At 64.9% G+C, this 26,141-nt stretch carries 31 protein-coding genes; 17 read left to right on the top strand and 14 right to left on the bottom strand.

Annotation, left to right across the window (positions count from 1 at the left end):
• Window positions 1-1,005, bottom strand: a complete 1,005-nt coding sequence (locus tag ACZ46K_RS09565; RefSeq protein WP_054806270.1) for a LysR family transcriptional regulator — start codon at window positions 1,003-1,005, stop codon at window positions 1-3.
• Between the two features lie 90 nt (window positions 1,006-1,095).
• On the opposite strand from ACZ46K_RS09565, the gene ACZ46K_RS09560 reads away from it, so the two are divergent.
• From ACZ46K_RS09560 to ACZ46K_RS09540, 5 genes are all read left to right on the top strand, one after another.
• A complete protein-coding gene (locus tag ACZ46K_RS09560; protein WP_054806269.1) occupies window positions 1,096-2,460 on the top strand; it encodes an MFS transporter in 1,365 nt (454 codons plus the stop codon).
• Between the two features lie 31 nt (window positions 2,461-2,491).
• A complete protein-coding gene (locus ACZ46K_RS09555; protein WP_054806268.1) occupies window positions 2,492-3,358 on the top strand; it encodes an alpha/beta fold hydrolase in 867 nt (288 codons plus the stop codon).
• Between the two features lie 10 nt (window positions 3,359-3,368).
• Complete coding sequence (locus ACZ46K_RS09550) at window positions 3,369-4,319, top strand: 3-carboxyethylcatechol 2,3-dioxygenase (RefSeq protein ID WP_464747868.1); 951 nt, start codon at window positions 3,369-3,371, stop codon at window positions 4,317-4,319.
• 69 nt (window positions 4,320-4,388) lie between these two features.
• A complete protein-coding gene (locus ACZ46K_RS09545) occupies window positions 4,389-4,658 on the top strand; it encodes a helix-turn-helix domain-containing protein (protein ID WP_054806266.1) in 270 nt (89 codons plus the stop codon).
• Window positions 4,655-5,329 (top strand): ATP-dependent Clp protease proteolytic subunit, encoded by a 675-nt coding sequence (locus ACZ46K_RS09540; RefSeq protein ID WP_464747866.1) that lies wholly within the window; start codon window positions 4,655-4,657, stop codon window positions 5,327-5,329. The genes ACZ46K_RS09545 and ACZ46K_RS09540 overlap by 4 nt, the downstream gene beginning before the upstream one ends.
• Window positions 5,330-5,356: 27 nt before the next feature.
• Here ACZ46K_RS09540 and ACZ46K_RS09535 read toward each other — a convergent pair whose 3' ends face one another.
• Complete coding sequence (locus tag ACZ46K_RS09535) at window positions 5,357-5,977, bottom strand: DUF305 domain-containing protein (RefSeq protein ID WP_464747865.1); 621 nt, start codon at window positions 5,975-5,977, stop codon at window positions 5,357-5,359.
• A 210-nt stretch (window positions 5,978-6,187) separates the two neighbouring features.
• Between ACZ46K_RS09535 and ACZ46K_RS09530 the strand changes: the two genes are divergently transcribed.
• Together ACZ46K_RS09530 and ACZ46K_RS09525 are read left to right on the top strand one after the other, a co-directional pair.
• A complete protein-coding gene (locus tag ACZ46K_RS09530) occupies window positions 6,188-6,865 on the top strand; it encodes a winged helix-turn-helix domain-containing protein (protein WP_464747864.1) in 678 nt (225 codons plus the stop codon).
• Window positions 6,862-8,007 carry a sensor histidine kinase gene (locus ACZ46K_RS09525; RefSeq protein ID WP_464747863.1) on the top strand — a complete coding sequence of 382 codons (1,146 nt, stop codon included), beginning with the start codon at window positions 6,862-6,864 and terminating at the stop codon, window positions 8,005-8,007. The genes ACZ46K_RS09530 and ACZ46K_RS09525 overlap by 4 nt, the downstream gene beginning before the upstream one ends.
• Before the next feature lie 4 nt (window positions 8,008-8,011).
• Here ACZ46K_RS09525 and ACZ46K_RS09520 read toward each other — a convergent pair whose 3' ends face one another.
• From ACZ46K_RS09520 to ACZ46K_RS09510, 3 genes are all read right to left on the bottom strand, one after another.
• The gene (locus tag ACZ46K_RS09520; protein WP_464747862.1) at window positions 8,012-8,158 is read right to left on the bottom strand and encodes a hypothetical protein; all 147 of its coding nucleotides are present in this window, start codon (window positions 8,156-8,158) and stop codon (window positions 8,012-8,014) included.
• A 105-nt stretch (window positions 8,159-8,263) separates the two neighbouring features.
• A complete protein-coding gene (locus tag ACZ46K_RS09515; RefSeq protein WP_464747860.1) occupies window positions 8,264-9,118 on the bottom strand; it encodes an alpha/beta fold hydrolase in 855 nt (284 codons plus the stop codon).
• Between the two features lie 79 nt (window positions 9,119-9,197).
• The gene (locus ACZ46K_RS09510; RefSeq protein WP_054810295.1) at window positions 9,198-9,683 is read right to left on the bottom strand and encodes a nuclear transport factor 2 family protein; all 486 of its coding nucleotides are present in this window, start codon (window positions 9,681-9,683) and stop codon (window positions 9,198-9,200) included.
• Window positions 9,684-9,887: 204 nt separating this feature from the next.
• Between ACZ46K_RS09510 and ACZ46K_RS09505 the strand changes: the two genes are divergently transcribed.
• The 4 genes from ACZ46K_RS09505 (at window position 9,888) to ACZ46K_RS09490 (ending at window position 13,675) form a co-directional block, all read left to right on the top strand.
• Window positions 9,888-11,060, top strand: a complete 1,173-nt coding sequence (locus ACZ46K_RS09505) for an acyl-CoA dehydrogenase family protein (RefSeq protein ID WP_464747858.1) — start codon at window positions 9,888-9,890, stop codon at window positions 11,058-11,060.
• Window positions 11,061-11,088: 28 nt separating this feature from the next.
• On the top strand, window positions 11,089-11,997 hold the full coding sequence (gene bphC, locus ACZ46K_RS09500) for a biphenyl-2,3-diol 1,2-dioxygenase (RefSeq protein ID WP_464747857.1): 909 nt from the start codon (window positions 11,089-11,091) through the stop codon (window positions 11,995-11,997).
• Window positions 11,998-12,175: 178 nt separating this feature from the next.
• Window positions 12,176-12,817 carry an IclR family transcriptional regulator gene (locus ACZ46K_RS09495; RefSeq protein ID WP_464747855.1) on the top strand — a complete coding sequence of 214 codons (642 nt, stop codon included), beginning with the start codon at window positions 12,176-12,178 and terminating at the stop codon, window positions 12,815-12,817.
• A gap of 102 nt (window positions 12,818-12,919) precedes the next feature.
• Window positions 12,920-13,675 carry an IclR family transcriptional regulator gene (locus tag ACZ46K_RS09490; RefSeq protein WP_054806262.1) on the top strand — a complete coding sequence of 252 codons (756 nt, stop codon included), beginning with the start codon at window positions 12,920-12,922 and terminating at the stop codon, window positions 13,673-13,675.
• Here the strand turns inward: ACZ46K_RS09490 and ACZ46K_RS09485 are convergent.
• Genes ACZ46K_RS09485 through ACZ46K_RS09475 form a run of 3 tightly spaced genes read right to left on the bottom strand, consistent with a single transcriptional unit; the run spans window position 13,657 to window position 16,162 of the window.
• Entirely contained in the window at window positions 13,657-14,412 is a 756-nt protein-coding gene (locus tag ACZ46K_RS09485) for an SDR family oxidoreductase (RefSeq protein WP_054810294.1), read from the bottom strand. The two genes, ACZ46K_RS09490 and ACZ46K_RS09485, sit on opposite strands and share 19 nt — an antisense overlap.
• Window positions 14,412-15,893, bottom strand: coding sequence for an IS607 family element RNA-guided endonuclease TnpB (gene tnpB / locus ACZ46K_RS09480; RefSeq protein ID WP_464747852.1), 1,482 nt, complete (start codon window positions 15,891-15,893; stop codon window positions 14,412-14,414). The genes ACZ46K_RS09485 and tnpB overlap by 1 nt, the downstream gene beginning before the upstream one ends.
• Window positions 15,893-16,162 carry a recombinase family protein gene (locus ACZ46K_RS09475; protein ID WP_464747850.1) on the bottom strand — a complete coding sequence of 90 codons (270 nt, stop codon included), beginning with the start codon at window positions 16,160-16,162 and terminating at the stop codon, window positions 15,893-15,895. Before ACZ46K_RS09475 ends, tnpB begins: the two co-directional genes overlap by 1 nt.
• A 273-nt stretch (window positions 16,163-16,435) precedes the next feature.
• Here ACZ46K_RS09475 and ACZ46K_RS09470 point away from each other — a divergent pair, with 273 nt between their 5' ends.
• Window positions 16,436-17,023, top strand: coding sequence for a TetR/AcrR family transcriptional regulator (locus ACZ46K_RS09470; RefSeq protein WP_464747848.1), 588 nt, complete (start codon window positions 16,436-16,438; stop codon window positions 17,021-17,023).
• 37 nt (window positions 17,024-17,060) lie between these two features.
• Here ACZ46K_RS09470 and ACZ46K_RS09465 read toward each other — a convergent pair whose 3' ends face one another.
• The 3 genes from ACZ46K_RS09465 to ACZ46K_RS09455 all read right to left on the bottom strand — a co-directional run bounded on the left by ACZ46K_RS09465 (window position 17,061) and on the right by ACZ46K_RS09455 (window position 19,313).
• Complete coding sequence (locus ACZ46K_RS09465; protein ID WP_054806136.1) at window positions 17,061-18,194, bottom strand: Rieske 2Fe-2S domain-containing protein; 1,134 nt, start codon at window positions 18,192-18,194, stop codon at window positions 17,061-17,063.
• A 42-nt stretch (window positions 18,195-18,236) separates the two neighbouring features.
• Window positions 18,237-18,533, bottom strand: coding sequence for a hypothetical protein (locus ACZ46K_RS09460; protein ID WP_054806135.1), 297 nt, complete (start codon window positions 18,531-18,533; stop codon window positions 18,237-18,239).
• A gap of 93 nt (window positions 18,534-18,626) precedes the next feature.
• Window positions 18,627-19,313, bottom strand: coding sequence for a TetR/AcrR family transcriptional regulator (locus tag ACZ46K_RS09455; protein WP_054806134.1), 687 nt, complete (start codon window positions 19,311-19,313; stop codon window positions 18,627-18,629).
• Between the two features lie 77 nt (window positions 19,314-19,390).
• On the opposite strand from ACZ46K_RS09455, the gene ACZ46K_RS09450 reads away from it, so the two are divergent.
• Together ACZ46K_RS09450 and ACZ46K_RS09445 are read left to right on the top strand one after the other, a co-directional pair.
• Window positions 19,391-20,311 (top strand): alpha/beta fold hydrolase, encoded by a 921-nt coding sequence (locus ACZ46K_RS09450; protein ID WP_464747845.1) that lies wholly within the window; start codon window positions 19,391-19,393, stop codon window positions 20,309-20,311.
• A gap of 89 nt (window positions 20,312-20,400) precedes the next feature.
• A complete protein-coding gene (locus tag ACZ46K_RS09445; protein WP_054806138.1) occupies window positions 20,401-21,219 on the top strand; it encodes an MHYT domain-containing protein in 819 nt (272 codons plus the stop codon).
• Here the strand turns inward: ACZ46K_RS09445 and ACZ46K_RS09440 are convergent.
• Entirely contained in the window at window positions 21,151-22,188 is a 1,038-nt protein-coding gene (locus tag ACZ46K_RS09440) for a beta-ketoacyl-ACP synthase III (RefSeq protein WP_054806133.1), read from the bottom strand. The two genes, ACZ46K_RS09445 and ACZ46K_RS09440, sit on opposite strands and share 69 nt — an antisense overlap.
• 238 nt (window positions 22,189-22,426) lie before the next feature.
• On the opposite strand from ACZ46K_RS09440, the gene ACZ46K_RS09435 reads away from it, so the two are divergent.
• Window positions 22,427-23,797, top strand: coding sequence for a cytochrome P450 (locus ACZ46K_RS09435; RefSeq protein ID WP_464747843.1), 1,371 nt, complete (start codon window positions 22,427-22,429; stop codon window positions 23,795-23,797).
• A 90-nt stretch (window positions 23,798-23,887) separates the two neighbouring features.
• On the opposite strand, the gene ACZ46K_RS09430 is transcribed toward ACZ46K_RS09435, so the two are convergent.
• Together ACZ46K_RS09430 and ACZ46K_RS09425 are read right to left on the bottom strand one after the other, a co-directional pair.
• Window positions 23,888-24,670: a class I SAM-dependent methyltransferase gene (locus tag ACZ46K_RS09430; protein ID WP_054806132.1), complete on the bottom strand. Its 783-nt coding sequence runs from the start codon at window positions 24,668-24,670 to the stop codon at window positions 23,888-23,890.
• 76 nt (window positions 24,671-24,746) lie between these two features.
• Window positions 24,747-25,310, bottom strand: coding sequence for a PadR family transcriptional regulator (locus ACZ46K_RS09425; protein WP_054806131.1), 564 nt, complete (start codon window positions 25,308-25,310; stop codon window positions 24,747-24,749).
• A gap of 121 nt (window positions 25,311-25,431) precedes the next feature.
• On the opposite strand from ACZ46K_RS09425, the gene ACZ46K_RS09420 reads away from it, so the two are divergent.
• Together ACZ46K_RS09420 and ACZ46K_RS09415 are read left to right on the top strand one after the other, a co-directional pair.
• Window positions 25,432-25,599, top strand: a complete 168-nt coding sequence (locus tag ACZ46K_RS09420) for a hypothetical protein (protein WP_464747841.1) — start codon at window positions 25,432-25,434, stop codon at window positions 25,597-25,599.
• Between the two features lie 12 nt (window positions 25,600-25,611).
• A complete protein-coding gene (locus ACZ46K_RS09415; RefSeq protein ID WP_054806130.1) occupies window positions 25,612-26,010 on the top strand; it encodes a hypothetical protein in 399 nt (132 codons plus the stop codon).
• Window positions 26,011-26,141: the final 131 nt, after the last annotated feature.

The raw sequence follows: 26,141 nt of genomic DNA, 5'->3' as shown, positions 1-26,141 counted from the left end.
CTATTCGGGGAACAGCGTGAAATCGGGCAGGTCGTCGAATTGCGACGTCACGTCGTCGGTCATGCCCGGGGGAAGCCACTGAGGAATACCGGGGCGGATCGGCCGGTCCCAGCGTTTCGCGGAGCGGACTTCCAGAGCCGTTGCATAGAACGCGAGAACTTCCGGCCGTGCCTCGTCGCGCCGGATCGAGATCGCCCACGGGTAGTACGGCTGGACGTCGACGAAATATTGGAAGAAGAAGTGGTCGGCCTCGGCGTACTGCTCCATTCCTTCGAGCACGAGAACAGGAGGTACATCGCCTTGAATCATCTGCTGACCGATTGCCTCCAGCATCGTGATGTCGTGCGGGAGGAGTTCGAGTTCGGCTCCGAACACCGGGGCGAGATGCATGCAGAATCTCTGCCAGCTCGAAAAGTGCCGTCCCACAGCCGTGTAGCCGATGCGGTGACCGCGCAATGTGGGAGTGTCGATCTCACGGAGATGGAAGCACTTGACCGGGTCGAGTCGCAGCAGAGTCGTTCGGATGCTCGGCTCCACACGCGTGACGGAATGCATCGCCACGTCGATCTCACCACGAATCAACGCGGAGATCTGCTCATCGCCGGTCAGGTCGGTGAAGCTGACCTTGTCGTTCGGACGACGCTGACGATGTTCACGCCAGATCTCTTGCATCATCTTGCGGTTGCGAATCTCTGCCAGCCGAATCGGTCGGTCCAATCCGGTCGCCCGCTCGAAAAGGGCTTCCGTCGCCGCGATCACCTGCTCGGCGTAGGACACGATGCTGGTGCCGGCCGGAGTCAGCACCACACCGGAGCTCTGCCTCGAGAACAACGGGGCTCCGAGGACACGTTCGAGGCTTTTGATGTGACCGCTGACCGCCTGTTGTGTCAGTCCGAGTCGGACAGCCGCTCGCGTGAAGCTGGATTCCTGCGCCACCGCGACGAACGTACGCAGAAGTCGGGAGTCGATGTCCCGGCGGTCGCGTCCCGGCTCCACTGTGTTCATCCTCCATCCATATCGAATCGGCGTCGAGAAATCCGAGACGCCCGCAGTCTCCTCGGCTTGTTCCTTGCCCCTGCCTAAGGATTGAAGAAAATGACCATAGACGCAGTTCAAGATACTTCCATCGATCGCGAACAAGAACACCGACGAGTCCTCGCGTCGAGCTTTCTCGGTTCTGCGATCGAATACTACGACTTCCTGCTGTACGGCACAGCCGCCAGCCTGGTCTTCGGGCCCCTGTTCTTCAGCAATCAGGGTCCGGCAGTCGCTCTCGCAGCATCCTTCGCCACATTCGCCGTGGGATATCTTGCTCGTCCCATCGGCGGAATCATCTTCGGGCAACTCGGCGACCGCATCGGACGCAAGGCCACACTCGTGACCACGATGTTGATGATGGGTGCGGCGTCATGCCTGATCGGTCTACTGCCGACCAGCGCCCAGATCGGCGCTGCAGCGCCGATTCTCCTGGTGTTGCTGCGGATCGTCCAGGGTTTTGCGGTCGGCGGCGAATGGGGCGGTGCCGCGCTCATGGCGCTCGAACACTCGCCGGCAAAAAAGCGCGGGTTCTCCGCGTCGTTCGCCAACATGGGTGGGCCTGCGGGCGCTCTCATGGCGACCTTGGTGTTCGCGGCCTTCAGCGCACTGCCGCGCGACGAGTTCCTGAGCTGGGGCTGGCGCATCCCCTTCATTCTGTCCGCCGCGCTGGTGATGGTCGGCCTGTTCATCCGCATGAAGATCACAGAGTCGCCCCTGTTCCTGGAGGCGCAGAAGCGCGCCGACGATCAGAAGGGCTCCAAACCGGAACTCGCGATCGTCACGATCTTCCGAAAGTTCCGGAAGCCGCTGTTGCTCGCCTCGACCGCCGCGGTCGCCGCGCTGGCCTTCCAAACCTTCATGGCCACGTTCGCGATCTCGATGGCGACCGACACCGGCATGAGCGCCACCGCCGTGCTCCTCTGCAAAGCCGCCGCCGCACTTGTCCACATCTTCAGCATCGGATACTTCGCGCACTTGTCCGACCGGCTCGGACGCAAGCGCGTGCTGATCGCCGGAAGCGTCCTCTCGATCATCATGGCCTACCCGCTGCTCATGCTGCTCAGTAGCGGCAGCATCATCCTTGTACTCGTCGGATTCCTGCTGGGCAATTCGCTGCTGCAGGCATCGATGTATGGTCCGCTCGCGGCGTACATCTCCGAAATGTTCAGTACTTCTGCGCGTTACACCGGCGCTGGGCTCTCCTACCAGCTCGGTGCCACCGTCGGCGGGTTCACTCCCTTCATTGCGGCGGCACTGTGGGAGCTGGGCCGCACCCACGTCGCCACGGCCGGTTGGGAACAGTACTCGATGGTGGGCCTCTATCTCATCGCCGCGTGTGTCGTCACCATCATCTCCGTAGCCGCCGGTAAGGAGACGAAAAACCTTGATCTCAATAGTGATTCAACCGTCCGGTCCGACTAGAGCACGCGATACACACTTCCTGAGGTGAACCTTGACTACTATCGACATCCCCACCTACACCACCGACCCGTTCTTCGGACTCGAGGACAGGTGGCTCCGCACCGCCGACGGTGAGCTCACCCATTACCACGAGCTAGGCCACGGGACATCGATTCTGTTCCTGCACGGATCAGGGACAGGTGTCACCGCAGCCTCCAACTGGTGGCTGAACCTGCCGACACTGGCCGAGCACGGTCGTTGCATCGCGATCGACTCGATCGGCTACGGACAGACCGTCGTCGCCGAGAACACCGCCTACGGCATCAAGGAATGGGTGCGGCACGCAGTGCGTGTCCTCGACGCTCTCGGCATCGAGAAGACCTGGATCGTCGGCAACTCGCTCGGGGGCTGGCTGGCATTCCAGTTCGCACTCGACTACCCCGACCGCCTCCTCGGTATCGTCTCGATGGGAACCGGCGGCGCGAAGCTGACCGGAGCCTTGGCCGGACATTCGAACCCGACGCTGAACGAGTCCGGCATCCGCAAGACTCTCGAGCTCTTCGTGGTCGACAAGTCGCTGGTAACTGACGAACTCGTATCACTGCGCTACAAAGCTGCGCTCAACGACACCGCGTCCGACCGGCTCGCCGACGTCGTCGCCGCACGCGACCGCGACCGCCATGCGGTGCCTCTCGACTTCGACCGTCTCGCGCATCTGGAGATACCCGTGCTGCTCATCCACGGCGTTCAGGACGTCGTCACCCCGCTCTCCCGCACGTGGGACCTGCTGAACGCGATTCCGACCTCGGACGCCCACATCTTCGGCCGGTGCGGACACTGGTCTCAGGTGGAGAAGGCCGACGAATTCAACACCGTGGTCGGCGACTACCTGCGCCGCCATACCGGTGCCGGACAGTGAGCCACCGACGATGACCCAGGCTCTGCTGTGCATGTCCCACAGCCCACTGCTCGACCATGCCACCCCTCCCGCGGAGGTGAAATCGGCCGTAGATGACGCCTTCGCGCGAGCACGCGATTTCGTCGAGGCGTTCGATCCGGAACTCGTTGTGAATTTCGGCCCCGACCATTTCAACGGCTTCTTCTACGACCTGATGCCGCCGTTCTGCATCGGCTATCGGGCTCATGGGACCGGCGACTACGACTCGTTCGCCGGCGATCTCGACGTCCCCGAAGACGTCGCGGCCGACCTCGCGCAGTTCGTCCTCGACCACGGCAGCGACGTCGCCATCTCGAGGCACATGGAAGTAGATCATGGTGCCGTGCAGCCGATGGAGATCCTCCACGGCGGAGATGCCGGTGCCCGGCCGATCCTTCCGGTCTTCGTGAATTCGATTGCGCGACCGTTTGTCCCGATGTCGCGGGTGCGCGCATTCGGGCATGCGGTCGGCGACTTCTTCGCGGGCACCGACAAGCGGGTTCTCTTCCTCGGTTCCGGTGGCCTCTCGCACGACCCTCCGGTCCCGCAGTTCGCCACCGCCACCGCGTCGCAACGCGAATTCCTCACGTCGGGAAGGAATCCCCCTCCCGAGGCCCGTGCGGCGCGGCAGGCCCGGACGATCGAGACCGCTCGTCGCTTCGCAGCGGGTGAGGCCGAGATCATGGACCTCAATCCCGAATGGGACCGGGCGTTCCTCGACGTGTGCCGGTCCGGGCGTGTCGAGGACTTCGACCGATACACCGCCGACGAGATGGATGCCGCAGCCGGACACTCCTCTCACGAAGTCCGGACGTGGGTAGCCGCCTATTCCGCGCTGCGAGCGTGTGGGGAGTACGACGTGACCTACGAGTTCTACAGACCGATCAAGGAGTACATTGCCGGGTTCGCCGTCACCACGGCACAACTGGCCGGCGAGGCCTGATCCATTCACCACCGTCGGCGCGTCTGACGCCGACATCCGCTATCTCGTTTTCGAGATACCATCGATGGTATGACCGGTCCCGCCCGACGGACAGCATTTCCCGGTTTGCAAGCACTGGCAGACCGTCGGCGAGCACTGATCGAGGAGCTCGTGACGGCCCGCCGCGAGAGCGGCCTGACCCAGACCGATATCGGGGCGGCGATGGGGACTTCACAGTCCGCCATCGCGCGCCTCGAACGCGGCGAACTCGATGCCCGGCTGTCCACTCTCGAGCGATACGCCGCCGCCGTCGGGCGGACCGTCGATTGGCAGATCCGCACCCACGAGGAGCCACCATGACCATCTGGCCTCCACCACCGGTCCCCCCGACCCCAGAACCGTTTCCGAACCCCTGGCAGCCCGAGCGTCCCCCGCCACCACAACCGCCTCCACCGCCTCCACTCCCGGCGGCACCGGTGCACATCTCGGTCACCGGACCCGATCCGCTGACCGAGCGTCTGCTCGAGCGGCGCATCGTCAGACTCACCGGCCGGATCGACACCGACGCAGCCAACGACGCGGCGGGTGCGTTGGCCCTCCTCGACGCCGACGGCGACGACCCCGTGCAGCTGTGGTTGTGCGATGTCGACGCCGATCTCGAAGTGACGCTGACATTGCTCGACGTCCTCGATCTCATGGGAGTGGAGATCCACGCCATCTGCCTCGGCGAACTGGTCGGGGCGGGCGTCGCACTCCTGACCGCCGCCGACCGGCGTGACTCCGGCGTGCACACGGTCTTCCACCTGCGAGAACCTCGCACCCGTTACAGCGGCTACGCCGCCGACGCAGCCGCCTACACCGAACGCCAGCAGCGCCACCTGCAGACCCTGCACGAGCGCCTCGCCCACATCTGCGGACGCTCTGTCGACGAGATCGCCGCCGACATGCGCAACCAACGCATCCTGACCGCAGAGCAGGCCCGCGACTACGGGCTCATCGACACCGTCACCGAGTCCACACCGGGACCCTGATACCGCGCGGCGTGCGTCGAATTGTGGTCACAAGGTGGTCAGTAGCTGGCGCATGGTCTCGATCTCGCGCTCCTGAGCAGCGACAATTGTACGGGCCATCTCCACCGCGTCCGGGAATTGTCCGTCTTCGATCTCGGTCTGTGCCATGTCGACCGCACCTTTGTGGTGCGCGATCATCTGTGTCAGGAACAAGTGTGCGGCCTCGGTGCCCTGCGCCTCGGACAGCGCCTGCATGTCCTCCTCGCTCATCATCCCTTCCATCGCTTCCGCGCCGTGGTCCATTCCCGGCATGTCGTCGGGCATCCGGGTGGGCTGTCCCCACTGCTCGAGCCACGATTCGAGCTGTTCGATCTCCGGGCCCTGAGCTGCCTTGATCTGTTCGGCCAGGGCCGTCACGGCCTCAGGGATGCCCTCTTTGCCCAACACCATGTCGCTCATCTCGATCGCCTGCGCGTGGTGCGGGAGCATCATCTGGGCGAACAACACGTCGGCTTCGTTGTGAGCTGTGGCCTCCTCTGCAGAGGTGATGGCCGACGAGGTGGGGCTTGACGTCGCACTGCTCGTGCCGGTGTCGGAATCACCGCACGCCGACGCGGCGAAGATCACTGCCACCGCGGTAGCTCCGATGGCGACGATTCTCTTGGTCATGATGGTTCCTCTATCGAACATGCCACCACTTTCGCGCAGCCACCTCTGCGTTCCTGTGGCGCTTCTATGAAGGTTCGGTCAAGAACTCGGGCCGCCATGTCTTCGTCGGCCCAGGCGGCGAAGATGGACATCATGGCTTCCACGTCCCACACTTCCGTGCCCAACAGCGACGCTTCTCCTGGGAGTCGCCCACCCGCAGGACTGCGGGCCATGGTTGTCGAAGACGAAGCGGCGTTGGCGAACCTGATCGGGTCGTACCTGGAACGGGACGGATTCGAGGCCACGATCACCGGCGACGGCGCCGAGGCCATCGCACTCGCCCGCCGGATCGACCCGGACGTCCTCGTCCTCGATCTGGGGCTGCCGAGCCTGGACGGGGTCGAGGTGTGCCGACAACTACGAACTTTCTCCGACGCCTACGTCGTGATGCTCACCGCCCGCACCGAGGAGCTCGACACCCTCATCGGGCTGTCCGTCGGCGCCGACGACTACATGACCAAGCCGTTCGGTCCCCGCGAGTTGATAGCCCGTATCCAGGCCATGATGCGAAGACCACGCACCACGGACACGGCCAGGAGCCGGCAGATCCGCACATTCGGCGACCTGTCCATCGATGTCGAGGGGCGGGAGGTCACCGTCGACGGTGTGCCGGTGTCGCTGACACGAACCGAGTTCGACGTCCTCGCCGCTTTGTCGCAGGATCCAGGCATCGTCATCACCCGTGCCCAGTTGATCGGCGCGGTCTGGGGCCCGAATTGGGTTGGCGACGAACACCTCGTCGACGTCCACATCGGCCATCTGCGTCGCAAACTCGGCGACGACGCCACCCGCGGTCGCTATGTGCGCACCGTCCGCGGAGTCGGCTACAGGATGGGCACCGGACGATGAATACCGCGCGAGCGGAGCATGAATCGCGCCCGAAGCGAGGCCTGGCCGGTTTCAGTTTCGGCACCCGGCTGCTCGTTGCCTTGTCCGTCGTGGTGGTCGGATGCGCCGTCAGCGCGTGGCTCGTCGCCTCCGCCCTCGCCCCGAGCATCTTCCGTGACCATCTCGGCCAGGCCGGTATCGATCACGATTCGAACGAAGCAGCTCACGTCGAAGAAGCCTTCACCTGGGCAATCGTCCTCGCGTGGGGCCTGGCAGTCGCAATCGCGGTGCTGCTGGCTCTGGTCGTGAGTTGGTACCTCACCCGACGCGTCCAACGCTCGATCACCGCGGTGACCACGTCCGCCGCGCAGATCGCCGACGGTCACTACGACACGCGCGTCCACAGCCACGGTCTGGGTCGCGAATTCGACGAACTCGCTGTCAGCGTCAACGAACTCGCTCGCCGGCTCGAAGCGACCGAGAACACGCGCAGCCGGATGCTGGCCGACCTGGGACACGAAATGCGCACTCCCGTAACCACACTCGACTCCTACCTCGAAGCCCTCGACGACGGAGTCCGAACTTTCGACGACGACACCCGGCAAGTCCTGCGCGATGCCACCAACCGGCTCGAGCGGCTGGCTCAAGACATCACGGCGGTCTCCCACGCCGAGGAACACCTCACCCGCATCCGACCGACATCGACCGCCACCGGCGCTCTCGTCACCAGCGCGGTCCACGCCGCCCGCGAGCAGTTCGAGAACAAGGGTGTCACCTTGGATGCCCGCCTCGAGGACTCCGCAGCCGTGACCGTCGACCCCGACCGGCTCGGCCAGGTGCTGGGAAACCTGCTCGACAACGCCCTGCGGCACACTCCCGCGGGCGGCGCCGTCACGGTCACGAGCAGATCGGGCGAACACGGACACGCACAGATCATCATCGCCGACACCGGCGACGGCCTCGCGCACGACGAGCTCGACCATCTCTTCGACCGCTTCTACCGAGTGGACACCGCCCGCGACCGCGGGCACGGCGGCAGCGGCATCGGCCTGACCATCGCCCGCGCACTCGTCACCGCCCATGGTGGTCGGATCTCGGCCTACAGCGACGGGCCCGGCCGAGGAGCTCGCTTCACCGTCGAACTCCCAGCCGACCGGGCCTGATCACTCAGCGTGGGCCGGGACGTTGCTGACGCAACTTGGCGAGCATTTCCTGAGCCTTGCGCTGGTTCTCCGGCTTCGATGCCTCACGTTTGATGACCTGGACGGCCTTGATCGCGACACCGGTCTTGATGAGCTTGCTGAACGTTCCCATGGTGCACCTGCCGTTGGTCCCGACTACTCGTCACTTCCACAGTACGGAGATCCCGGCGAACGTGTTCAGCGCACCGGGGTGAGCCTCGGAACCCGGCGATCCTTCCTATGTACGAGGGCCCTCGACAGCCGAACGCAGCAGCGACCGGCACCTTCCGGGCGCTTCCAGCCAGGGGAAGTGCCCCGTTTCCGGAAGGATCACGACATCGCACTCGAGGCGCGTACCCAATCGCGTCAGTTCGTCCGCTGGTCGTGGGTCCCCTGCACCGCCGATGATCATCGACCCCGACGGCAACACGTCTCGCAGTTCGTCGATGCGGGCGTCGAGGGGGTCGGCTTTCTTGTCCGCGCTCAACTGACTGTTCATCGAGTAGTTGATCGGGCGCCGGATGCGCGCAGCCTCCAGCGCCCACCGCCACGCTCGACGTCGGTCGGCGTGGTCGGTGAACCAGGACAGGGCGAGGAACTCGATCTCCTCGGCCTCGGACCGGACTTTCATGGCGTCGAGGATTTCGAACCTGGATTGCTGGGTGTACGTCCGCCGCGACACTTCTGTCGCCTTGCACGGCTCACGCCAGTTACCGGTGAACGGTCCGGCCAGGTGGACGAGCCGCACGACCCGTTCGGGGTGCGCGAGTGTGAAATAGCTGGCCAGATCCGAACCGTAGGAATGCCCCACGAGCACGACCTGCTCGTGCCCCCACTCGTCGAGCAGGCACTTCAGGTCGTGGACGTGTCGCGCAAGGGTGTGCAGGCCGTCCCAGCCCGACTCGCCCGTTCCGCGCTGGTCGTAGCGGTGGACGACGGTGACGTCGTCGAGCATCTGCGCGACTGCTTGCAGATAATCGGGGATACCGGGACCACCGTGCAACAGGACTACAGGAGGCGCGGATCTACGCAATCCGGTCGTCCAGGTGCGGAGCGTGGCATCGTCGTCCATCCCGACCATGCACATCGCCATGCACACAATCTAGAAGGTTCGCCGACGCTGCGCTGCCGGACCGGACAATACAAGGGCTGTCGGACCGGACAAGAAGAGATCAGCGCGACGCGCGCGCCAACAGTTCGCGGGCTTCCTCGCTGCCGTTGAGGACGCGTGCGGTACGGCGCTTGATCTTCCATTTCCCGTCGATGCGGGCGAGGTCGAAGCGATTGGCGGTCACGCGCCACACTCGGTAGGAGTCGGAATCGAGGTTGCGACGAAGCAGCAGCGAGTGGCACGTCGCGGCGGCGGTGTCGCCGTCGACACGGATGTGGACGGGGTCGAGGAGGTGGCCACAGCCTTCGTTGATGTAGTCCTGGTGGGGGCGGGTACGCACCATCTCGGTGATCGCGTCACGGCCTTCCATGAGGCGGATGTCGATGTCGTATACGGCGTCCTCGGCCCAGAGTTCACCGACGGCATCTGCGTCGCCCGCATCGACGGCGGGACCGTATGCCGTCAGCACTTCCTGAATCGCGGCTTTGTCCTCGAGGAGCTGAACGCGCTCGAGCAGCGAGGCCACCAGTTCTGCAGTGTCGGTCATGTCGCTCCGTCCGGGCTGAGGGCACATCGCGGGCAGCGATGCGAAGGCGAACCCCGTTCTACCCGCCGTCGGATCGCGATGTGTCGCACGTCCCGTTCAACGGAAATACAGGAGCGTCGTCACATCGACTCCTGCGACTGTTCGAGCCGACACATCCGGCCAGATGCGTAAGCCACTCTTCTCGAGTCCCAGGAAGGTTTCCCCATGGGCCACACGTTGGACAGAATCATGCAGCACGCGGACGAGATCCGCGCCGAAGGCGCAGTGGGCGACACGCTGATGCGCCTGCCCGACAACTCCGCGAAGCGCCTGCGCGAATCCGGCGTCATCCGCATGTTCCAGCCCAAGGAGTACGGCGGTCAGGAAGCGCACCCGCGTGAGTTCGCCGAAACCGTGATGGCCATCGGCAAGCTCGACGGCGCGACCGGCTGGGTTGCGGGGATCGTCGGCGTTCACCCCTGGGAGCTGACGTTCTTCGACGCCCGCGCCCAAGAAGAAATCTGGGGCGAGGACGGGGACATGTGGATGGCGTCGCCGTACGCGCCCATGGGTGTCGCGGTGCCGGTCGACGGCGGTTACGTCCTCAACGGTCGCTGGGCGTTCTCGTCGGGCACCGACCACTGCGGCTGGATCATGATCGGCGCGGCCGTCGGCGACAAGGACGGCAACCGCACCGACCAGGTCCTGCACGTACTGCTCCCCCGCTCCGACTACGACATCGACCCCGACAGCTGGGATGTCATCGGCCTGCGCGGCACCGGGTCCAAGGATCTGATCGTCACGGACGCATTCATCCCCGACTACCGGACGATCGACGCCGACATCGTGCTCAGCGGCAACGGCTGGCGTCATGCGGGCCGCGACGAGACGCTGTACAAGTTCCCGTTCTCGTACATCTTTCCGCTGGGTATCACGTCGTCGCTGATCGGCATGACCGAGGGGGCGCTGGCCTGCTACATCGCAGCGCAGAAGGAGCGCGTGCAGGTCACGGGTGTCCCGATCAAGGAAGACCCGTACGTTCTCTTCGCAATCAGTGAGGCCGCGGCGGAGATCGAGTCAGCACGCGTCACGCTGCTCGAGACCGTCGACCGGTTCTGGGACAAGACGGACCGCGGCGACGAGATCAGCTTCGAGGAGCGTGCCGTCGGCCGCCGCACCCAGATCTCCTCCGCGTGGCGTGCGGTGCGCGCGATGGACGAGATCTTCGCCCGAGCCGGAGGTGCCGCCGTGCACCGCAAGACACCGATGCAGCGTTTCTGGCGCGACGCGCACGTCGGTCTCACCCACGCCATCCACGTGCCCGGCATGATCTACCATTCCGCAGCTCTCACTCAGCTCGGTGGCGACCCGCAGGGTGCCTACCGCGCGATGATCTGATCTCCCTTCACTTTCGAGGAAGTTGGCTATGACAGAACTGAGAGGTCTCGGTTACCTCCGTATTCGGACGCAGGACGTGCCGCGGTGGCGCGAGCTCCTCATCGACGGACTGGGCATGGCGGTCGGCTCCGGCCCTGAACCCGATGCGCTGTACGCGCGGGTCGACGAGCGGCGCGCTCGCATCGCGGTGCTGCCCGGTGATTCGGACAAGGCGCTGGCCGTCGGCTGGGAGGTGCGCGACGAGTTCGCTCTCGAGCGGGTCCGTGAGGCCGTCGAGAAGTCGGGGCGTGCCGTCGAGGTGTTGTCGCGCAAGGAGGCGACCTATCTCGATGCGGAGGGCGCGATCGCCTTCGAAGACCCCGCCGGGACGCGGCTCGAGGTGTTCTACGGTCCGGTGCTCGATCACAGCCCGGTCGTGACGCCGTTCGCCGGACGCTGGGTGACGGGCGGCCTCGGCCTCGGTCACGTGGTGCTGCCGGCGACGAACTTCGACGAGACGTACGAATTTTATACGCAGGTACTGGGTTTCCTGCCTCGCGGCTCGATCCGGCTCGACGAGGAGGGCCTGAACCGGGTGCGGTTCCTCGGCATCAACGAGCGGCACCACGCCCTCGCTCTGTGCCCGGCGCCGCCGACGGAGGAACCCGGCCTGGTGCACCTGATGACCGAGGTCGACACCCTCGACGCGGTGGGTCAGGCGCTCGATCGCGTCAACGGGATGGATTTTTCGATCTCGTCGACGCTGGGTCGTCATACCAACGACAAGATGATCTCGTTCTACGTCCGTGCACCGGGCGGGTGGGATCTCGAGTTCGGCACCGAGGGAATGCTCGTCGACGAGCGGCACTACACGTCGGAAGAGATCACCGCCGACGCATACTGGGGCCATGATCAGACCGGGTCGGAGCCGCTGAAGGCATTCATCCCGGCAGGCTGATTCCTGGGCGCACACGCGCACTGAACGGGCAGATACTCTCTCGACAGGGACGTATCTGCCCGTTCTTTCGGAGATCTGTCGTCACATCTTCCCATTCGGCTTCCACGGCGCTAGATTCGTCGGTACCTCTTCATTGATCAATCGATCAATCCACGAATCAGCCCCCGAGGAGATCTTCGTGACGACCGCACTCGAAGGCCCACAGACCGTCATGGGCCGAGTCACCGCCCTGCTCGAACCGTTCCGCGACACCGAGGGCCTGACCCTCTCCGAACTCGCCCGACGCACGGGTTTCCCCCGCTCGTCGGCTCATCGAATGCTGCTCCAACTGGTGAAGGTGGACTTGGTCCGACGCAACGGAACCACCTACTACCTCGGGCCCAAACTGGTCGAACTCGGCGCACTCGCAGTTGCGCACGATCGAGTCCATCGGGCAACGCTCCCGGCGATGTACGACCTGCGCCGCGACACCGGACTCGTCGTCCACCTCGCCGTCCTCGAAAGCGACAGCCTGCTCTACCTCGAAAAGATCGGCGGACGCTGGTCCACCAACCTGCACACCCGCACGGGCGAAAGGCGCCCCGCCGCAGAGACGGTCGAAGGCGCCGCAGCCCTCGCCTTCCGCGGGGGGAACGACGGCGTCGCCGACGGCGGATCCCACATCCGTTGCGTTGCAGCGGCGTTCGATGCAGGATACGGCGAGATCGCGGTTCTGTCGCTGACCGGCCCACGCGAGCAGGTCTCGGACGATCTCGACCGACGCGTCCGCGAGGCAGCCTGCGCCGTGTCGGCACGTATAGCCGCATCCAAAGGCGCCTGAACAGGAATTTCATTACGAGTTGGTCAAATTCTCTTCACTCGGGAAGGGGGATGCTGATACAGTTCTGCCGTATTGATTGATCGATTGATCAACGGAGGTTTCGTGAGAAAAGATTACGACTCTCCCCCTGCAGTCATCGACCGGGTGGCAGACATCCTCGACGAATTTCAAGGCGGCGGGCACCTCACTCTGTCCGAGCTGTCCGGGCGCACCGGCCTGCCACGATCGTCGGTCCATCGACTCCTCACCCAGCTGGTCGACGCAGGGTGGGTACGTCGAGAGGCACGCACCTACGCGTTGGGACGCAGCATGTTCGAGTGGGGCGCACTCGCGCAGCACCACGACGAACTCCACCGCACTGCACACCCCGTCCTGCACGAACTACATTCGGCCACAGGACTCGTCGCACACCTGGCCGTCCTCGACGGCCATGATGTGAGGTATCTCGACAAGGTCGGACGCGAGTCGGTTCCACTCCCCTCACGCGTCGGCGGCCGCCAACCCGCATACCGCACAGCACTGGGCAAGGCCATGATCGCGCACACGCGACTCGATCCCTCGGGCCCCGACCGAATGCCCATCACCGAGTCGGCGCGACTACGCAGTGAGATCGCCCAGATCCGCGAACGACAGATCGCACAGGAGCGCGAGGAGTCGATGCGGGGTGTCGCATGCATCGCCGCACCGATCGGCAACGGCCGCACGTGTGTCGGCGCGCTGTCGGTCACGGGCGACGTCGGCACCGTGGACGTCGTCCAGCTCGCCACCCCGGTCCGCGTTGCAGCACGAGCGGTGTGGAACGCTCTGTCGCAACACGACACGGGATCACGCGGCGCGCATCAGCGCACCAGCGCCTGACCTCCGTCTGCGGCCAACGTGTGCCCGGTGATATATCGCGACGCGTCACTGCACAGGAACACCACCGCCGGCCCGATGTCGGTTTCGGGATCACCCAACCGGCCCAATGGCACTGTCGCGAGGTATCCCTGCGCAGCCTCCGGTTCGAGCCGGAACCATTCCTCCATCGTGGAAGAATTTGCCAGCGGCAGAATCGCATTGACGCGAATGCCGTCACTGGCCCACTCGCAGGCAGCGGTCCGCGTCAACACGCGCACGGCTTCCTTCGCTGCGGCATAGGCCCCGGTGCCCGACGGATCCCACCGAATCCCCGCCGCCGAGCCGAGGTTGACGATGCGACCGCGCCCGCGCAGATGCGGATGACATGCCCGCATCATCCGCCACGTCGCCACCGGCCCCGATTCCAGGGCGCCGCGGTAGGACGCCTCGTCCACATCGAGCAGGCGCCCATGTGCGGGAGCCATCGCGTTGTTCACCAGCACGGTGAGCCCACCGAACTCCTCGACCACCTCCGCGACGAGCTCGTCGACCGCGACGCCGTCCGTCACGTCACAGACGAATGGCTCCGCCCGGCCTCCTCGTGCAGCGATCTCGTCGGCCACCGCAGTGATCGTCGACGACGTGCGGCCGACCACCGCGACCCGTGCCCCGGCAGCCGCGAGGGCCAAGGCGATTCCTCTACCGATACCGTTGCCTTCTGGTGAGCAAACGTGAACATGCTCTGTTTGCTTCGCCATCAGGCAGCCTCACCTTCCGATGAGACAGTCCCGGTCTCACCCAGCGACTGCTGGTGCCGGGTTGACGCTTCATCGCCTGCTGCGTTGACCACTTCCGTAGTCGCGGACTCCCGCGTGGCTCCACGTCCGTCTCCACCCGAAACGGTGGCGGCCAGGCTACTCCCGGTACCGGTCCCCGTTGCACCCGTGCGCTGGGTCTCGCCGAGGCGGGCGAGGTTGATCGCGGCATTACGATCACGATCGATCGTCAGGCCGCAGTGGTCGCACACATACGTTCGGTCCGCGAGGGTCAGGTTTGGTTTTCGCCTGCCACATCCCGAACACGTCTTGCTGGAGGGAAAGTACCGGTGGGCCTCCACCAGCACCGAGCCGTACCACGTGGTTTTGTACGACAGCATCCGGCGGATCTGCGCCAACGCCGCGTCGGACAGGGCCAGGTTCAGGCCCTTCTTCCGACTGCCACCTGCCGAACGCATCCCGGAGGCGTTCAATGTCTCCACCGTGATCACTTCATGCCGCTGCGCCAACTCGGTGGTGGCCTTGTACAGCACATCGCGGCGCACCGCCGCCGCATGCGCGTGGGTGCGGCCGACCCGGCGTTGCTGCCGCACCCACCGCTTCGACGGTTTCCGCTTCGTCTTGGTCGACGGGTCGTACGGGCCTACCTGGCGGGCGTGGCGACGTTGCAACGCCCGCAGCCGGTCCTGGGCGGCGGTCAGGGACTTCGGGGCCGGAACCCGATCGAGTTCGCGTCCGTCCGGTGTCGCAACGACGATCAGCGAGTCGGCCTTCACGCCGACGTCGACACCGACCACCGGCTCACCCGCCCCGATGTGGCCGGGTACCGCGACCGCGCGGTGCACGAGGACCTGAAAGGCGACGTGCCACCGACCGGGCGAATCCTCGCTCAACGTGGCGGACAGGATGCGGGCGGTGCCCGCCTCGATCCGTCGGGCCAGTTTCCGGGTGGACTCGCAGGTGTGGATCCGCCCCAACCGGGGCAGGGTGACGTGATGCCGGTCCGTCTCGACTCGGATGGCGCCGGTGGTGAACCGCACCGACCGGCGGGACCGGGCGGACTTGAAGCGAGGGAACCCAATCGTCTTCCCGGCCCGCTTGCCTTTACGGGATTTCGACCACGCGTCGAGGCCGCGAGCGAGAGCGTCCAACCCGGAGTTGTATGCCTCCTTCGAGTTCTCCGCCCACCACGGCGCCACCAGGTCCTTGCGGGCGTTCCACTCCTTGCGCAGCCCCGGCAGCGACCATCCCAATGTGGGTGTCAATCCGTCCTCGGCGATGCCGTAGGTGCGTTCGGCCTGCCGCTGGTTCATCACCGCCTTCGCCAGCGCGAGCATCGTGTTGTGCGCCTTACGGGCCCCGCCGGCATGCGAGCGGAACGCCCGCACCTGCGCCGGGGTCGGGTCGAGCGCGAACTTGTAGGCCTGCGCGGTCCAGCCGTCCGGGATCTCGAACCGAGCCATCACACGACCTCCGGCTCAGGTACGTCCTGCGTGGTGGCAGTGACCGGCCGCATCGCACAAGTGCGCGCATGGCTGTGGCGGTAGAACCGGCGACACCTCGAGGTCGGATCCTCGATGAGGTCCCGCACCGGATCGTGTTGCTGGCCATGGTCGCCCGCCACGATCCGGCGGTCCTGCGCAGATAGGGCCGCCGTCGGATGCAGGGCTCCGAGCCGGGCCGGACGGTTGCGGTACGTCACGAGGATCATGCTCGCAGAGGGGTCCGACATGTAGCCTGTGGGTGCGCCCACTCGGCCGGCTTCACACGCATTGTGAACACATTCGATCATGTTTGTTCACATTTGCTCACAGAATGTCGAGCAGTTCGTAACCCTGACCTGCGCCGGTGACGATCGCGGTCTCCCCCGCCAACACTGCGGTGGTCGCATGGAACGTGGTCACTCATACTCCTGGGGTGAAAGGGAATCTCATTGATCAATTGATCAATAGATGTGGCACACTATGCACCGGGCACGTCGGTGCCGCTCAGCAGAAAGGGTGCAATGGATCCGCAGGAACGCCGGAGACAGATCCTGGATCGGTCTGCCGAGATTTTCGCGCGAAAGGGCATCAACGCCACCACGATCCGCGACATCGCAGCTGCAGTGGGCGTCCACTCCGGAGCTCTCTATCACTACTTCCCGTCGAAGGACGCCATCGTCACCGAGCTCATCCGGGAGTACATCGACGACATCTCGGGTCGCTGCCGCGAGGTGGTCGCGCGCCCGCTGTCACCCATCGAACGCCTCGAGGCACTCGCCGAAATCGCCCTGGACTCCAACGTGCAGTACCACGGAGCAACATCGATCTGGCGCCGAGAAGGCAACTACATGCGCGAACGTCTCGAGGCAGCCGGCATGGCCGACACCGCAGACGAGATGCAACATGCGTGGCGCGACACCATCGCGGACGGCGTCGCCGAGGGCACCCTGCGCTCCGAAATCGACCCCGGCATCTTCCGAGAAATGCTCTACGACGTCCTCTGGCAGGCGACACGCTGGTACCCCGGCAAACCGGGCGAGTCCATGGCGGAACTCGCCCACACGATCATCACCGTGTTCGTCGACGGGATGCGCAACCGCGACCAGTGACACCTTCCCGCCCGATGAGGGCGGGAAGGTACCGAGGTCACTCCTTGGCAGCCAGGTTCTCCTCGACCTCTTTTTGCCACGACTCGCGGGCACGGGTCGTGTCGACCTCGAACTCGAAACGCTGCGTCATATCGGGCATCACGTCTTCGACGTCGACGTAGAACTGCTGATACCAGCGGCGCAGCTGATACACCGGGCCGTCTTCCTCGGTGAGGAGCGGATTCTCGATGCGCGACTTGTGTTCCCAGATCTCGATGTCCTGCTTGAACTGTTCTTCGAGTCCATCGGTGAACAGCGTCGCCATCTCCGCGGCCTGGTCGTCGGACATACCTTCGACCTTCTTGACGATGGTGCCGAACTGGAGCACGAACGAGTTCGTCGTCACCGGGTAGTGGCAGTTGATGAGCTTCGACTCGATGGTCGTTCCCTCCGCCACGGTGTAGATCGTGTCGAGCATGAAAGACGGACCGTAATAGAACGCATCCGAAACGGTCTGGGCCTCAGGGAGGTCCATCTGCACACCGGTCTTGATATCGTCGCGCCCGTAGGAGCGCATGTGCTGACCCGCGACATGGCCCTCGAAGACGTTCTTGAAGAACTCGGGCATCTGGTAGTGCACGTAGAAGAAGTGCGCCATGTCGACGACGTTGTCGACGATCTCGCGGCAGTGCGAGCCCTCGACGTGGATGGTCGTCCACGTCCACTCACTCCACTGGCCGTCGTCGTAGCCGTCGATCTCAGGAATGGTCACGTTCTCCGGTGGCGTCGTCCCCTGAGGGCAATGCCACACGAACAGGACGCCGTTGCGTTCCATCGTGATCCAAGACTTCGTGCGCGCAACCTTCGGCGTGCGTCGAGCGTACGGAATCGCTTCGCACTTGCCGGCCCCGTTCCAGCGCCAGTCGTGGAACGGGCAGGCGATGGTGTCGCCCTTGATCTCGCCGCGGGCGAGATTGCCGCCCATGTGCCGGCAGTAGGCATCCAGGACGTGGAGTTCGCCCTCGGTGTCGGCGAAGACGACCAGATTGGTACCGAACACCTCTATCTGGTGCGGCTTTCCATCGCGGAAGTTCTTGGCAAGGCCGATACAGTGCCACCCACGCGCGAAGCGAGTGGGGTTGTTTCCGGCTTCGATATTGCGGATCTCGATGCGATCCTGCTCGATGGTCATTGAAGTCCTCCAGGGCTGAGTGGGATTGAACGCAAGCAGCAGTCACCGCGCAGCGGTGGCGTGTTCCTCGGAAGGCAGGGATTTCTGGGACGGGAGAGGCCTCACGTGCGGTTCGACCCGCGTGGTCTGAGGAATTCTTCCCTCCGCGACCGCCACATCTACCGTGTGGTCGAGTGCCCCGCAGCGCAGGAGATATGCGGCAGGGTCGAGCTCACGCGCGGCCGTGAGTTCGTGGCATGCCCCTTCGGATGATCCGGTCCACTGGATACTCGTATGCGCGGGGCTGTATTTCGCGACGAGCACGCAGGTGCCACAGGCGTGGCAAGCGAGCGACTGCATTCTGGCCGTTTCCCTTCGTCGGATGATCCGACAGTAGGAAGCAGATGTGGCGACAACCACAATGTTTCAGCCCAGCGGGAAGTCCGTCCGGCGTCAGGCCCCCGCAAGCACACCCTCGAGGACTCGGCGCAGCACCTGATCGAACATGTCCCCGGGGGCGTCGTCGACACCTGGGTGCGTCAACGCTTCCGAGAGGAACGGGTGGTCTCCTTGTTCGGAGACCTTGTGCAGGTACGCGACCTGCGCAGTGAGGCGCACCTGCCGGGACTCGCCCCCACTCACCTCGGCGCGAGCGAATTGCTGGACAAGCGAATTCAGCACCGCGATCGCCTGCATCTTCACGTGGCCGGGCACGTCGACAGATGCCATTGCACGGAGGGAGTACTCGAGAAAGTCGATGGTGCGTGGCCCGATACGCATCGACTCGACCGGCAGATCGAGCAGCCACGGGTATTTCACGTGGACGATCTTCGCACGTCGGGCGAGTGCAATGAGGTCGTCGACCGGCTTGCCCCGTAAGGGCACGTCGAGGTCGATCTCGCCGACCGTGGCATCGACCATGATGTCGAAGATGTCGTCCGAGCCGGAAACGTACCGATACACGGCCGATTGGCTGACGCCGAGTTTCTGAGCGATCCGGCGGGTGGAAACGGACGGCAGGCCTCCTTCCGACGCAAGCTCCATCGCAACGGCGGCGAGGTCATCCCTGCTGTGCGACGGGGTCGGGCCGCGCGTGCCATCGGCACGGTCCCAGACGATCGGCTGCACCTTCTTCGCCACACGGAGCCCCTTTCGCTCGTCGTCGTTCTGCCCTATCCTAAACTGAGTTCACCGAACACAGTTTAGGAAGGGTCAAGATGCCGTCCGACAATTCATGGGGAGCGCGACAATGGGCACAGAACGGGTCGGTGCGCATCGCGTTCGACCAGTTCATGCCCGAGCGCGACGGAGACCCACTTCTGGTCGCGACCGGGTTGGGCGTCAACCGTTGGTCGATGCCCGACGGGTTCTTTCGGGAGCTCGCGAAGCAGGGATTCGCCGTCGTGCGATACGACCAGCGGGACGGCGGCGAGTCGACCCACTTTCCGCCGACGTCCACACGAAACCCGATCACCGCGTTGTTGGGCAAGCGTGGTGAGGCCTATACCGCCGAAAACATGGCAGACGACGCCGCAGCAGTGCTCGACGCACTCGGCTGGGGCTCGGCACACGTGCTCGGAGTCTCGCTCGGTGGTGCGGTCGCCCAGCGCGTCGCCCTCAGACATCCGCAGCGGGTCCGGTCCCTCACCACGGTCGCGGCTGTCCCAGGTGATGTGACGGGGCTGCGCACACTCCGCTTCATCCGGGTGCGCACACTCGGCAAGTTCGCAAAGCTGAAGTTCCCCGACACGCGCGAGGGTGCGATCGAGGCGGGGCTTGCCGTTGCCGAGCTTCTGTCGTCACCTCGTGCCGCATTCGACGAGAAGTCGGTTCGAGCAAGGTTGGAAGACAATCCCGACAGCGGCGTCCACGACCAGGAATCGCAGAGTCGACAGATCGGCGCACAATGGAGCGGCCCGACGATCGACAAGATCGCGTGCCCCGCCCTGATCGTCCACGGCGAAGACGATCCTCTCATCGACCCCAAGGCGGCCCGCACCATCGCGTCCAAGATCCCCGCGGCTCGCACGCTGCTGCTTCCCGCAGTCGGACATGACCTGCCCGAGCATGCGTGGGCTCCGCTCGCTACCGCGATCCGCGAACTCGCCGACACGCCCACGAGGCATCTTTCTCCGTAGCCATTCAGCAGTCGGGTAAGTCCCCGCGTGTGGGATAGGGTCGGGCCGCTGCATCGGCAAAGGTGCAGCAGCTGGACACAGGGGATCGGATGCCGCACGAACAGCACTTCACGATGGGACTGTGGGTGCCGTATCTGGCGTTCGTCACAGCCGCCGTCGGTTGCTACATCGGATTGTGCTGCGTCCAGCAGTCCAGGAAGTACTCGGGGCGCGCCCCCGGTGTCTGCTGGCTCGTGATGGCTGCCCTGTCGATCGGCGGAGTCGGTATCTGGCTCATGCACTTCATCGGCATGTCGGGTTTTTCCGTGCCGACCTCCCCCGTCCGCTACGACCTCGGCGCCACCCTGTTCTCGGTGGTGCTTGCCGTCGGGGCGACCCTGTTCGGACTATTGATCTCGGACGCTCGGCTCTCCGCCGCCCGGCGACTCACTCGCTCTGCATCGCTGACCGTCGGCGGGATAGTGATGGGAACGGCCATCGTCCTCATGCACTACAGCGGCATGGCCGCGATCAGGATCCGGGGCACCATCCACCACGACCCGAGAATGGTGGCCGTGTCTGCGGCCATCGGCATCGTCGGGTCGGCGGGCGCGATGTGGATGTTCGAAGTGCCCGGGAAACTGCACGTGCGCGTGGCGTCGTCTCTGTTGCTGGCGTGCGGCGTGGTGTCCCTGCACTACACCGGCATGGTCGGGATGAGCGCACACGTCGACCTCGATGCGCCGGCACCCGAAGGCATGACGGTGTTGTCGCTGTTGTTCCCGGCGTTCGGTATCGGCGTCGCCCTGCTTGCCGTGCCGATCGTGGCACTCCTGCTCGCTCCCGAGAGCCACGGCGAGTTAGACGATCGGGGGCAGCTGCACGACTTGTCCGGCGTAGGCAAGGCCGGCACCGAAGCCGACAAGTAACGCGGTGTCTCCCGGCTTGGATTCGCCGGACCGGAGAAGCTGCTCCATCGCCATCGGGATCGACGCGGCGCTGGTGTTGCCGGTCTCTCCGATGTCGCGCGCGACCGCGATGCTCTCCGGTAAGTGCAGCCCCTTGATGAGCGCGTCTGTGATGCGACTGTTGGCCTGATGGGGGACGAAAGCGTCGAGGTCGGCTGCTTGTACACCGGATTTCTCCAACGCGTCGGTGCACGCCTTCCCCAGAAAACTCACCACCCAGCGGAATACCGCCGACCCGTTCATCCGGATGTACGGACGCACCGCGGGAGCACCACCCGCTGCTGCCTCTTCCACCTCGTCGAAGTACTTCATGAAGTCTTTGTCCTGCTTGATGGCGTCGGTCTGGCTTCCGTCCGAACCCCACGCGACCGGACCGATCCCCTCCGACTCGGACGGACCGACCACGGCCGCGCCGGCACCATCCGCGAAGATGAACGCGCAGGTCCGGTCGGTCGGCTCGAGCAGATCGGACAACCGTTCCACTCCTATGACCAGCACATTTCTGGCCTGACCGGCACGAACGAGGGCCGCGGCGTTACCGAGCGCATAGCAGAACCCCGCACATCCGGCCGATATGTCGTAGGCAGCGGTGTCCTCCATACCCAGTTCCGTGGCGACCACAGCTCCCGCAGACGGCCCCAGCACCATCAGTGACGACGTGGCGAGTACCACCGCATCGATCTGATCTGCCTCCAGGCCGGCCGCGGCCAGCGCGTCACGGGACGCGGCGACACTCATCGACACGATCGTCTCGTCGTCGTCGGCCCAGCGACGCGACGTGATGCCGGACCGCGTCTTGATCCACTCGTCCGACGAGTCGATCCGGTCGACGATCTCCGCATTGGGCACGACACGACGCGGTCGGTACACCCCCAAACCCAGCAGAGCAGCGTGAGTGACGGGTGCGGCGGTGGCGATCTGTACGGGCATGACTTCCTCTCCACATGAACCTCGTGGTTCACCCTCGCATTCAATTGTGTGCAGCGGAGCAGTATCCGGCACCCCGACAAATGCCAGCAGCCTGCGTCCGGCGCTCATTCTGTTTCGAGAAGGTTCACGTTGTCACCTTTCGGTCCAGCTTGCTCCGGCGACACGCGGTGAGAAACGTTTGCCGTTCCGGTGGGAGCCCGGTCTGGTACACCCACCGGAATAGGTTCACACTGAGAAAATGGCCAGGACCAGCGAGCAGGCCCAGAATTTCCCCGTCGCTCCCGATGTGCCGATGTCGCTCATCAAACGCATCCGGACTGTACGCAGACTCCACACCGGGCCCGAGGAGATCCGTGATGCCTACGGACCCGTCGTCCTCGTGCATCTCGGCCCGAAGCGTGTGGCTCCGACTCTCGCGATCATCACCTCGCCGCAAGGTGCCCACGACGTTCTCGCGGGCGCCGACGGTGCCTTCGACAAAGAGATGATCGTCCATGTTCAGACGCGCACGTGGGCCGGTGACAACCTGTTCAACCTCCCCCACGAACCGTGGCTCGACCAACGGCGTGCGTTGCAGCCGTTGTTCACCAAGAAGCACGTGGCCGTGTACGCCGATCGCATGGCCGAAATCGCCCAGTCCATGGCGGCCGGATGGGCCGCATCGGGCGCGATCGATCTCGGCCGGGAAACTCGGAGGCTCACTCTGCGGGTACTCGGGCATTCTCTGTTCGGGCTCGATCTCAGCGACCACGCCGACGATCTCGGGCCGCCACTGACTCGATCGGTCCAGTTCATCACGCGTCGCTCGCTGCAACCTGTCCGTGCCCCGACCTGGATGCCGACACCTGCCCGCCACCGATTCCGTACGGCAATGGCAGTCGTCACCGATGCGATCGACGACGCGATGGCCGCCGCGCGCACCGACTCCGGAGGTGATGCGGAATTGATCCGGCTGTTCTTCGAACTCACCGACCCGGCGACGGGTGAACAGTTCACCGACCGGACGATCCGCCAGGAGTTGTTCGCCTTCCTCTTCGCGGGTCACGACACCACCGCGACCACTCTCGCCTACAGTCTGTGGGCCCTCGGCCACGACCACGAGGTCCAGGACCGTGTGGCAGCGGAGGCGGCCGAGGTCGGCGATCGTCACTTGCAGGCGTCCGACCTTGCGCAACTGCCGTACACCGTCCAAGTGATCCATGAGGCACTACGGGTATGTCCGCCGGCAGCGACGGTCGCGCGCATGGCCATGCGGGATGTCGAGGTCGATGGCTACCGGATCCCGGCGGGCACCAACGCGGTCGTGGGAATCTATGCGCTCCACCATGATCCAGTCCTCTGGGACCACCCTGAACGGTTCGACCCGGACCGGTTCGATCGGGAACGGTCGACGATCAGCCGGTGGCAGTACCTGCCCTTCGGTGGTGGCCCACGCACCTGTATCGGCGATCATTTCGCCATACTCGAAGCCACTCTGGCCCTCGCCGGCATCGTTCGCGCTGTCTGCGTCGAATCGCTTTCCGACGACTTCCCGCTTGCGACGCCGTTCACCATGGTCGCCGGGGGCCCCGTGCCTGCACGCGTGTGCGCGAGGACCACGGCGGCTTAGCTGTCGGCCATCGAATTCTCCTCCAGCGTTCGCCTGTCACTATCGTGACTTCCGAACGGTCGCGAACTCATCGAGGGAGCGTTCAGATGATCACGCGCGCTCAGCAGCAGGGACCGTACCTCGCGCATACCAGGCCCGTGCGTCGAGCGAGAACGGTCCAGCGGCCGGAAGCTCCGACCGGCAGGCCTCCCGCATTCCTTCCTGCTGCACAGGTGACAAGGACTGCAGGTACTGGCCGGCGGGCCCCACCGCGTACGTGAAGGGCGTCCAGAAGTCGTCGAAACTGCTGTAGTCCGCGTGGGCCGTGAGTTCCCCCTCGGCCACGTCGACCAGGCCTGAACGACGGAACCGCTCCGCGATATCGCCTCGGGTGGTGCCGGCCATCGCGGATTCACCCTCCACCCCGGGATCCACCTGCCGTGCCGCGGACCAGAACAACCGGAGCATTGTCATGCCGCCGTTGGCGATGTCCCACATGCAGGCAGCGACGGCGCCACCCGGATGCGTGACCCGGACCATCTCGCGTACTCCAAGGTCGGGGTCGCGCATGAAGCCGATCACGAGCGACGAAAGTGTCGAATCGAATTCACCTGTTGCCCAAGGTAATTGTTCAGCCATGCCCTCGCGAACGTCGGCACCCGGATTGCGTTCACGACATGCTGCCGCGAACTGTGGCGCCGGATCGATCGCCGCGACATTCGCGGCTCCGACCCGTGCCACCAACTCGCGAGTGAGGCCGCCCGGCCCACACCCGACGTCGCAGACTCTCTGACCGGATGTCACCTCGGCGGCATCGATGAGCGCGGCCGCCAGCGACGGCGCGTAACGTCCCATGAAACGGTCGTACTGTTCGGCCGGCGCGGCGAACTGCATCCCTCGACTCAACACCGACTCAGCCACGTTGGCAAGAGCTGTTGGTGCACCGACCGAGACCGATGCGGGATTCCGATCACGAAGCGGGTTCCTCGCCTGCCATCGTGTATTCGCCCTGTTCGAGACGTTCGACCAGTTCTCGCGTCCACTCGATGGCACTGTCGGTGGTCTTGGCCCAATACCGGATGGCTTCGATGTGGTGCTGCCAATCCGCGTCGGCATTGCGCTCGTACTCGCCGACGACACGCTGACGTTTGACCGTCAACGCGTCGAGCCGCAGGCGGAGCAGGTCGAGCACTCGCTCGCGCGGCAGCACGGACATGAGTCCGATGCCCGCGATGATTTCTGCGGGGTCTTCGCCCGAGCTGAGCGCATTCTCGAGCAACGCGCGAAACTCTCTCTCGCCTTCTGCCGTGATCGAGTATGCAGTCCGGGCCGGACCGGCGGCGGGAGATTCGGAGGCCACCTCGCAAAGAAGTCCCTGGTCTCGTAGACGTTTGAGACCGTGGTAGACCGAGCCCTGCTTGAGGCTTCCCCACAGGTCCACGCTCCAGCTCTCAAGGTCGCGCATCACCTGATATCCGTGCGCGGTGGTGCGTCCACGAACTGCTCCGAGGAGGAGAAGTCTGGTGGCAGTCACTGGGGGCCTTCCGTCGCGGGGCGGGTGTTCACGACTCTAGTACACCTTGACTAGTTGCCAGAATGCTCTATTGTCGACGTCAGTAGTCAAGTTGTACTAGCTCCTCACGGGAGGACTTCACTTGCATCTCGTCATCGCCGGGGCTTCTGGCGCAACAGGCCGGCTGCTCATCGAACGGGCCGAGGCAGCCGGGCACAAGATCACCGCCCTGGTGCGGCCCCGGAGCAGCTTCGACGCGCCGGCCGGCGTGCGCCTACTCGAAACCCAGGGCCTCGCCCCACTCGCGTAGGGAGTTGGCAGCATGAGCGTCCCAACAATCGACACGACACGGTGGCTACGCATCGGATTCCTCGGTGACGGACTTTTCAAGGTGATCCTTGCCGTCGTCTACACCGCGGCGGTGGCGTCGATCAGCACTGCACTGGACGTGAACGCCTGGCTGATTTTCGCCACCGCGGGCCTACTGCTTCTGAGCGGCGCTGCGGAGATCGCCTTCGCCGTCCGCGGCGCCGCCCCGTCGCACACCAAGTACCTCGTCGGCTACGACAGCGGCTGGATTGTCGTCACCGTGATCGTGGTCGCGATGATGTCGTCCGGCGGTGCGCTGTGGTTCGGATACCAAGCGATCACGTCGGCCGTTCTCGCCATCGCGTTCGCAATCGGTGCGGCAAGAGCGGATCGCGCCAGCGGTGCGACGTAGACGCCGCCCTCTCGACTCTGCAGCCCTACGAGACGATCGAGGACGCGAACGCGGCGAAGCGGGCATTCGCGAGTTTCTCGAGCCTGTGACCGTGCAGTGGCCCGTCACCGACTGACTTGCAAGCCCCCTGG

The organism is Rhodococcus sp. JCM 9793, from assembly GCF_055380405.1.
This window is presented reverse-complemented; position numbering and strand designations above follow the sequence as displayed.

Coding starts and splice junctions, on each gene's coding strand:
- ACZ46K_RS09565 (WP_054806270.1), bottom strand. CDS start 1,005: ATGAACACAGTGGAGCCGGGACGCGACCGCCGGGACATCGACTCCCGA.
- ACZ46K_RS09560 (WP_054806269.1), top strand. CDS start 1,096: ATGACCATAGACGCAGTTCAAGATACTTCCATCGATCGCGAACAAGAA.
- ACZ46K_RS09550 (WP_464747868.1), top strand. CDS start 3,369: ATGACCCAGGCTCTGCTGTGCATGTCCCACAGCCCACTGCTCGACCAT.
- ACZ46K_RS09545 (WP_054806266.1), top strand. CDS start 4,389: ATGACCGGTCCCGCCCGACGGACAGCATTTCCCGGTTTGCAAGCACTG.
- ACZ46K_RS09540 (WP_464747866.1), top strand. CDS start 4,655: ATGACCATCTGGCCTCCACCACCGGTCCCCCCGACCCCAGAACCGTTT.
- ACZ46K_RS09535 (WP_464747865.1), bottom strand. CDS start 5,977: ATGACCAAGAGAATCGTCGCCATCGGAGCTACCGCGGTGGCAGTGATC.
- ACZ46K_RS09530 (WP_464747864.1), top strand. CDS start 6,188: ATGGTTGTCGAAGACGAAGCGGCGTTGGCGAACCTGATCGGGTCGTAC.
- ACZ46K_RS09525 (WP_464747863.1), top strand. CDS start 6,862: ATGAATACCGCGCGAGCGGAGCATGAATCGCGCCCGAAGCGAGGCCTG.
- ACZ46K_RS09520 (WP_464747862.1), bottom strand. CDS start 8,158: ATGGGAACGTTCAGCAAGCTCATCAAGACCGGTGTCGCGATCAAGGCC.
- ACZ46K_RS09515 (WP_464747860.1), bottom strand. CDS start 9,118: ATGGCGATGTGCATGGTCGGGATGGACGACGATGCCACGCTCCGCACC.
- ACZ46K_RS09510 (WP_054810295.1), bottom strand. CDS start 9,683: ATGACCGACACTGCAGAACTGGTGGCCTCGCTGCTCGAGCGCGTTCAG.
- ACZ46K_RS09505 (WP_464747858.1), top strand. CDS start 9,888: ATGGGCCACACGTTGGACAGAATCATGCAGCACGCGGACGAGATCCGC.
- bphC (WP_464747857.1), top strand. CDS start 11,089: ATGACAGAACTGAGAGGTCTCGGTTACCTCCGTATTCGGACGCAGGAC.
- ACZ46K_RS09485 (WP_054810294.1), bottom strand. CDS start 14,412: ATGGCGAAGCAAACAGAGCATGTTCACGTTTGCTCACCAGAAGGCAAC.
- tnpB (WP_464747852.1), bottom strand. CDS start 15,893: ATGGCTCGGTTCGAGATCCCGGACGGCTGGACCGCGCAGGCCTACAAG.
- ACZ46K_RS09475 (WP_464747850.1), bottom strand. CDS start 16,162: ATGTCGGACCCCTCTGCGAGCATGATCCTCGTGACGTACCGCAACCGT.
- ACZ46K_RS09470 (WP_464747848.1), top strand. CDS start 16,436: ATGGATCCGCAGGAACGCCGGAGACAGATCCTGGATCGGTCTGCCGAG.
- ACZ46K_RS09465 (WP_054806136.1), bottom strand. CDS start 18,194: ATGACCATCGAGCAGGATCGCATCGAGATCCGCAATATCGAAGCCGGA.
- ACZ46K_RS09460 (WP_054806135.1), bottom strand. CDS start 18,533: ATGCAGTCGCTCGCTTGCCACGCCTGTGGCACCTGCGTGCTCGTCGCG.
- ACZ46K_RS09450 (WP_464747845.1), top strand. CDS start 19,391: ATGCCGTCCGACAATTCATGGGGAGCGCGACAATGGGCACAGAACGGG.
- ACZ46K_RS09445 (WP_054806138.1), top strand. CDS start 20,401: ATGCCGCACGAACAGCACTTCACGATGGGACTGTGGGTGCCGTATCTG.
- ACZ46K_RS09440 (WP_054806133.1), bottom strand. CDS start 22,188: ATGCCCGTACAGATCGCCACCGCCGCACCCGTCACTCACGCTGCTCTG.
- ACZ46K_RS09435 (WP_464747843.1), top strand. CDS start 22,427: ATGGCCAGGACCAGCGAGCAGGCCCAGAATTTCCCCGTCGCTCCCGAT.
- ACZ46K_RS09430 (WP_054806132.1), bottom strand. CDS start 24,670: ATGCAGTTCGCCGCGCCGGCCGAACAGTACGACCGTTTCATGGGACGT.
- ACZ46K_RS09415 (WP_054806130.1), top strand. CDS start 25,612: ATGAGCGTCCCAACAATCGACACGACACGGTGGCTACGCATCGGATTC.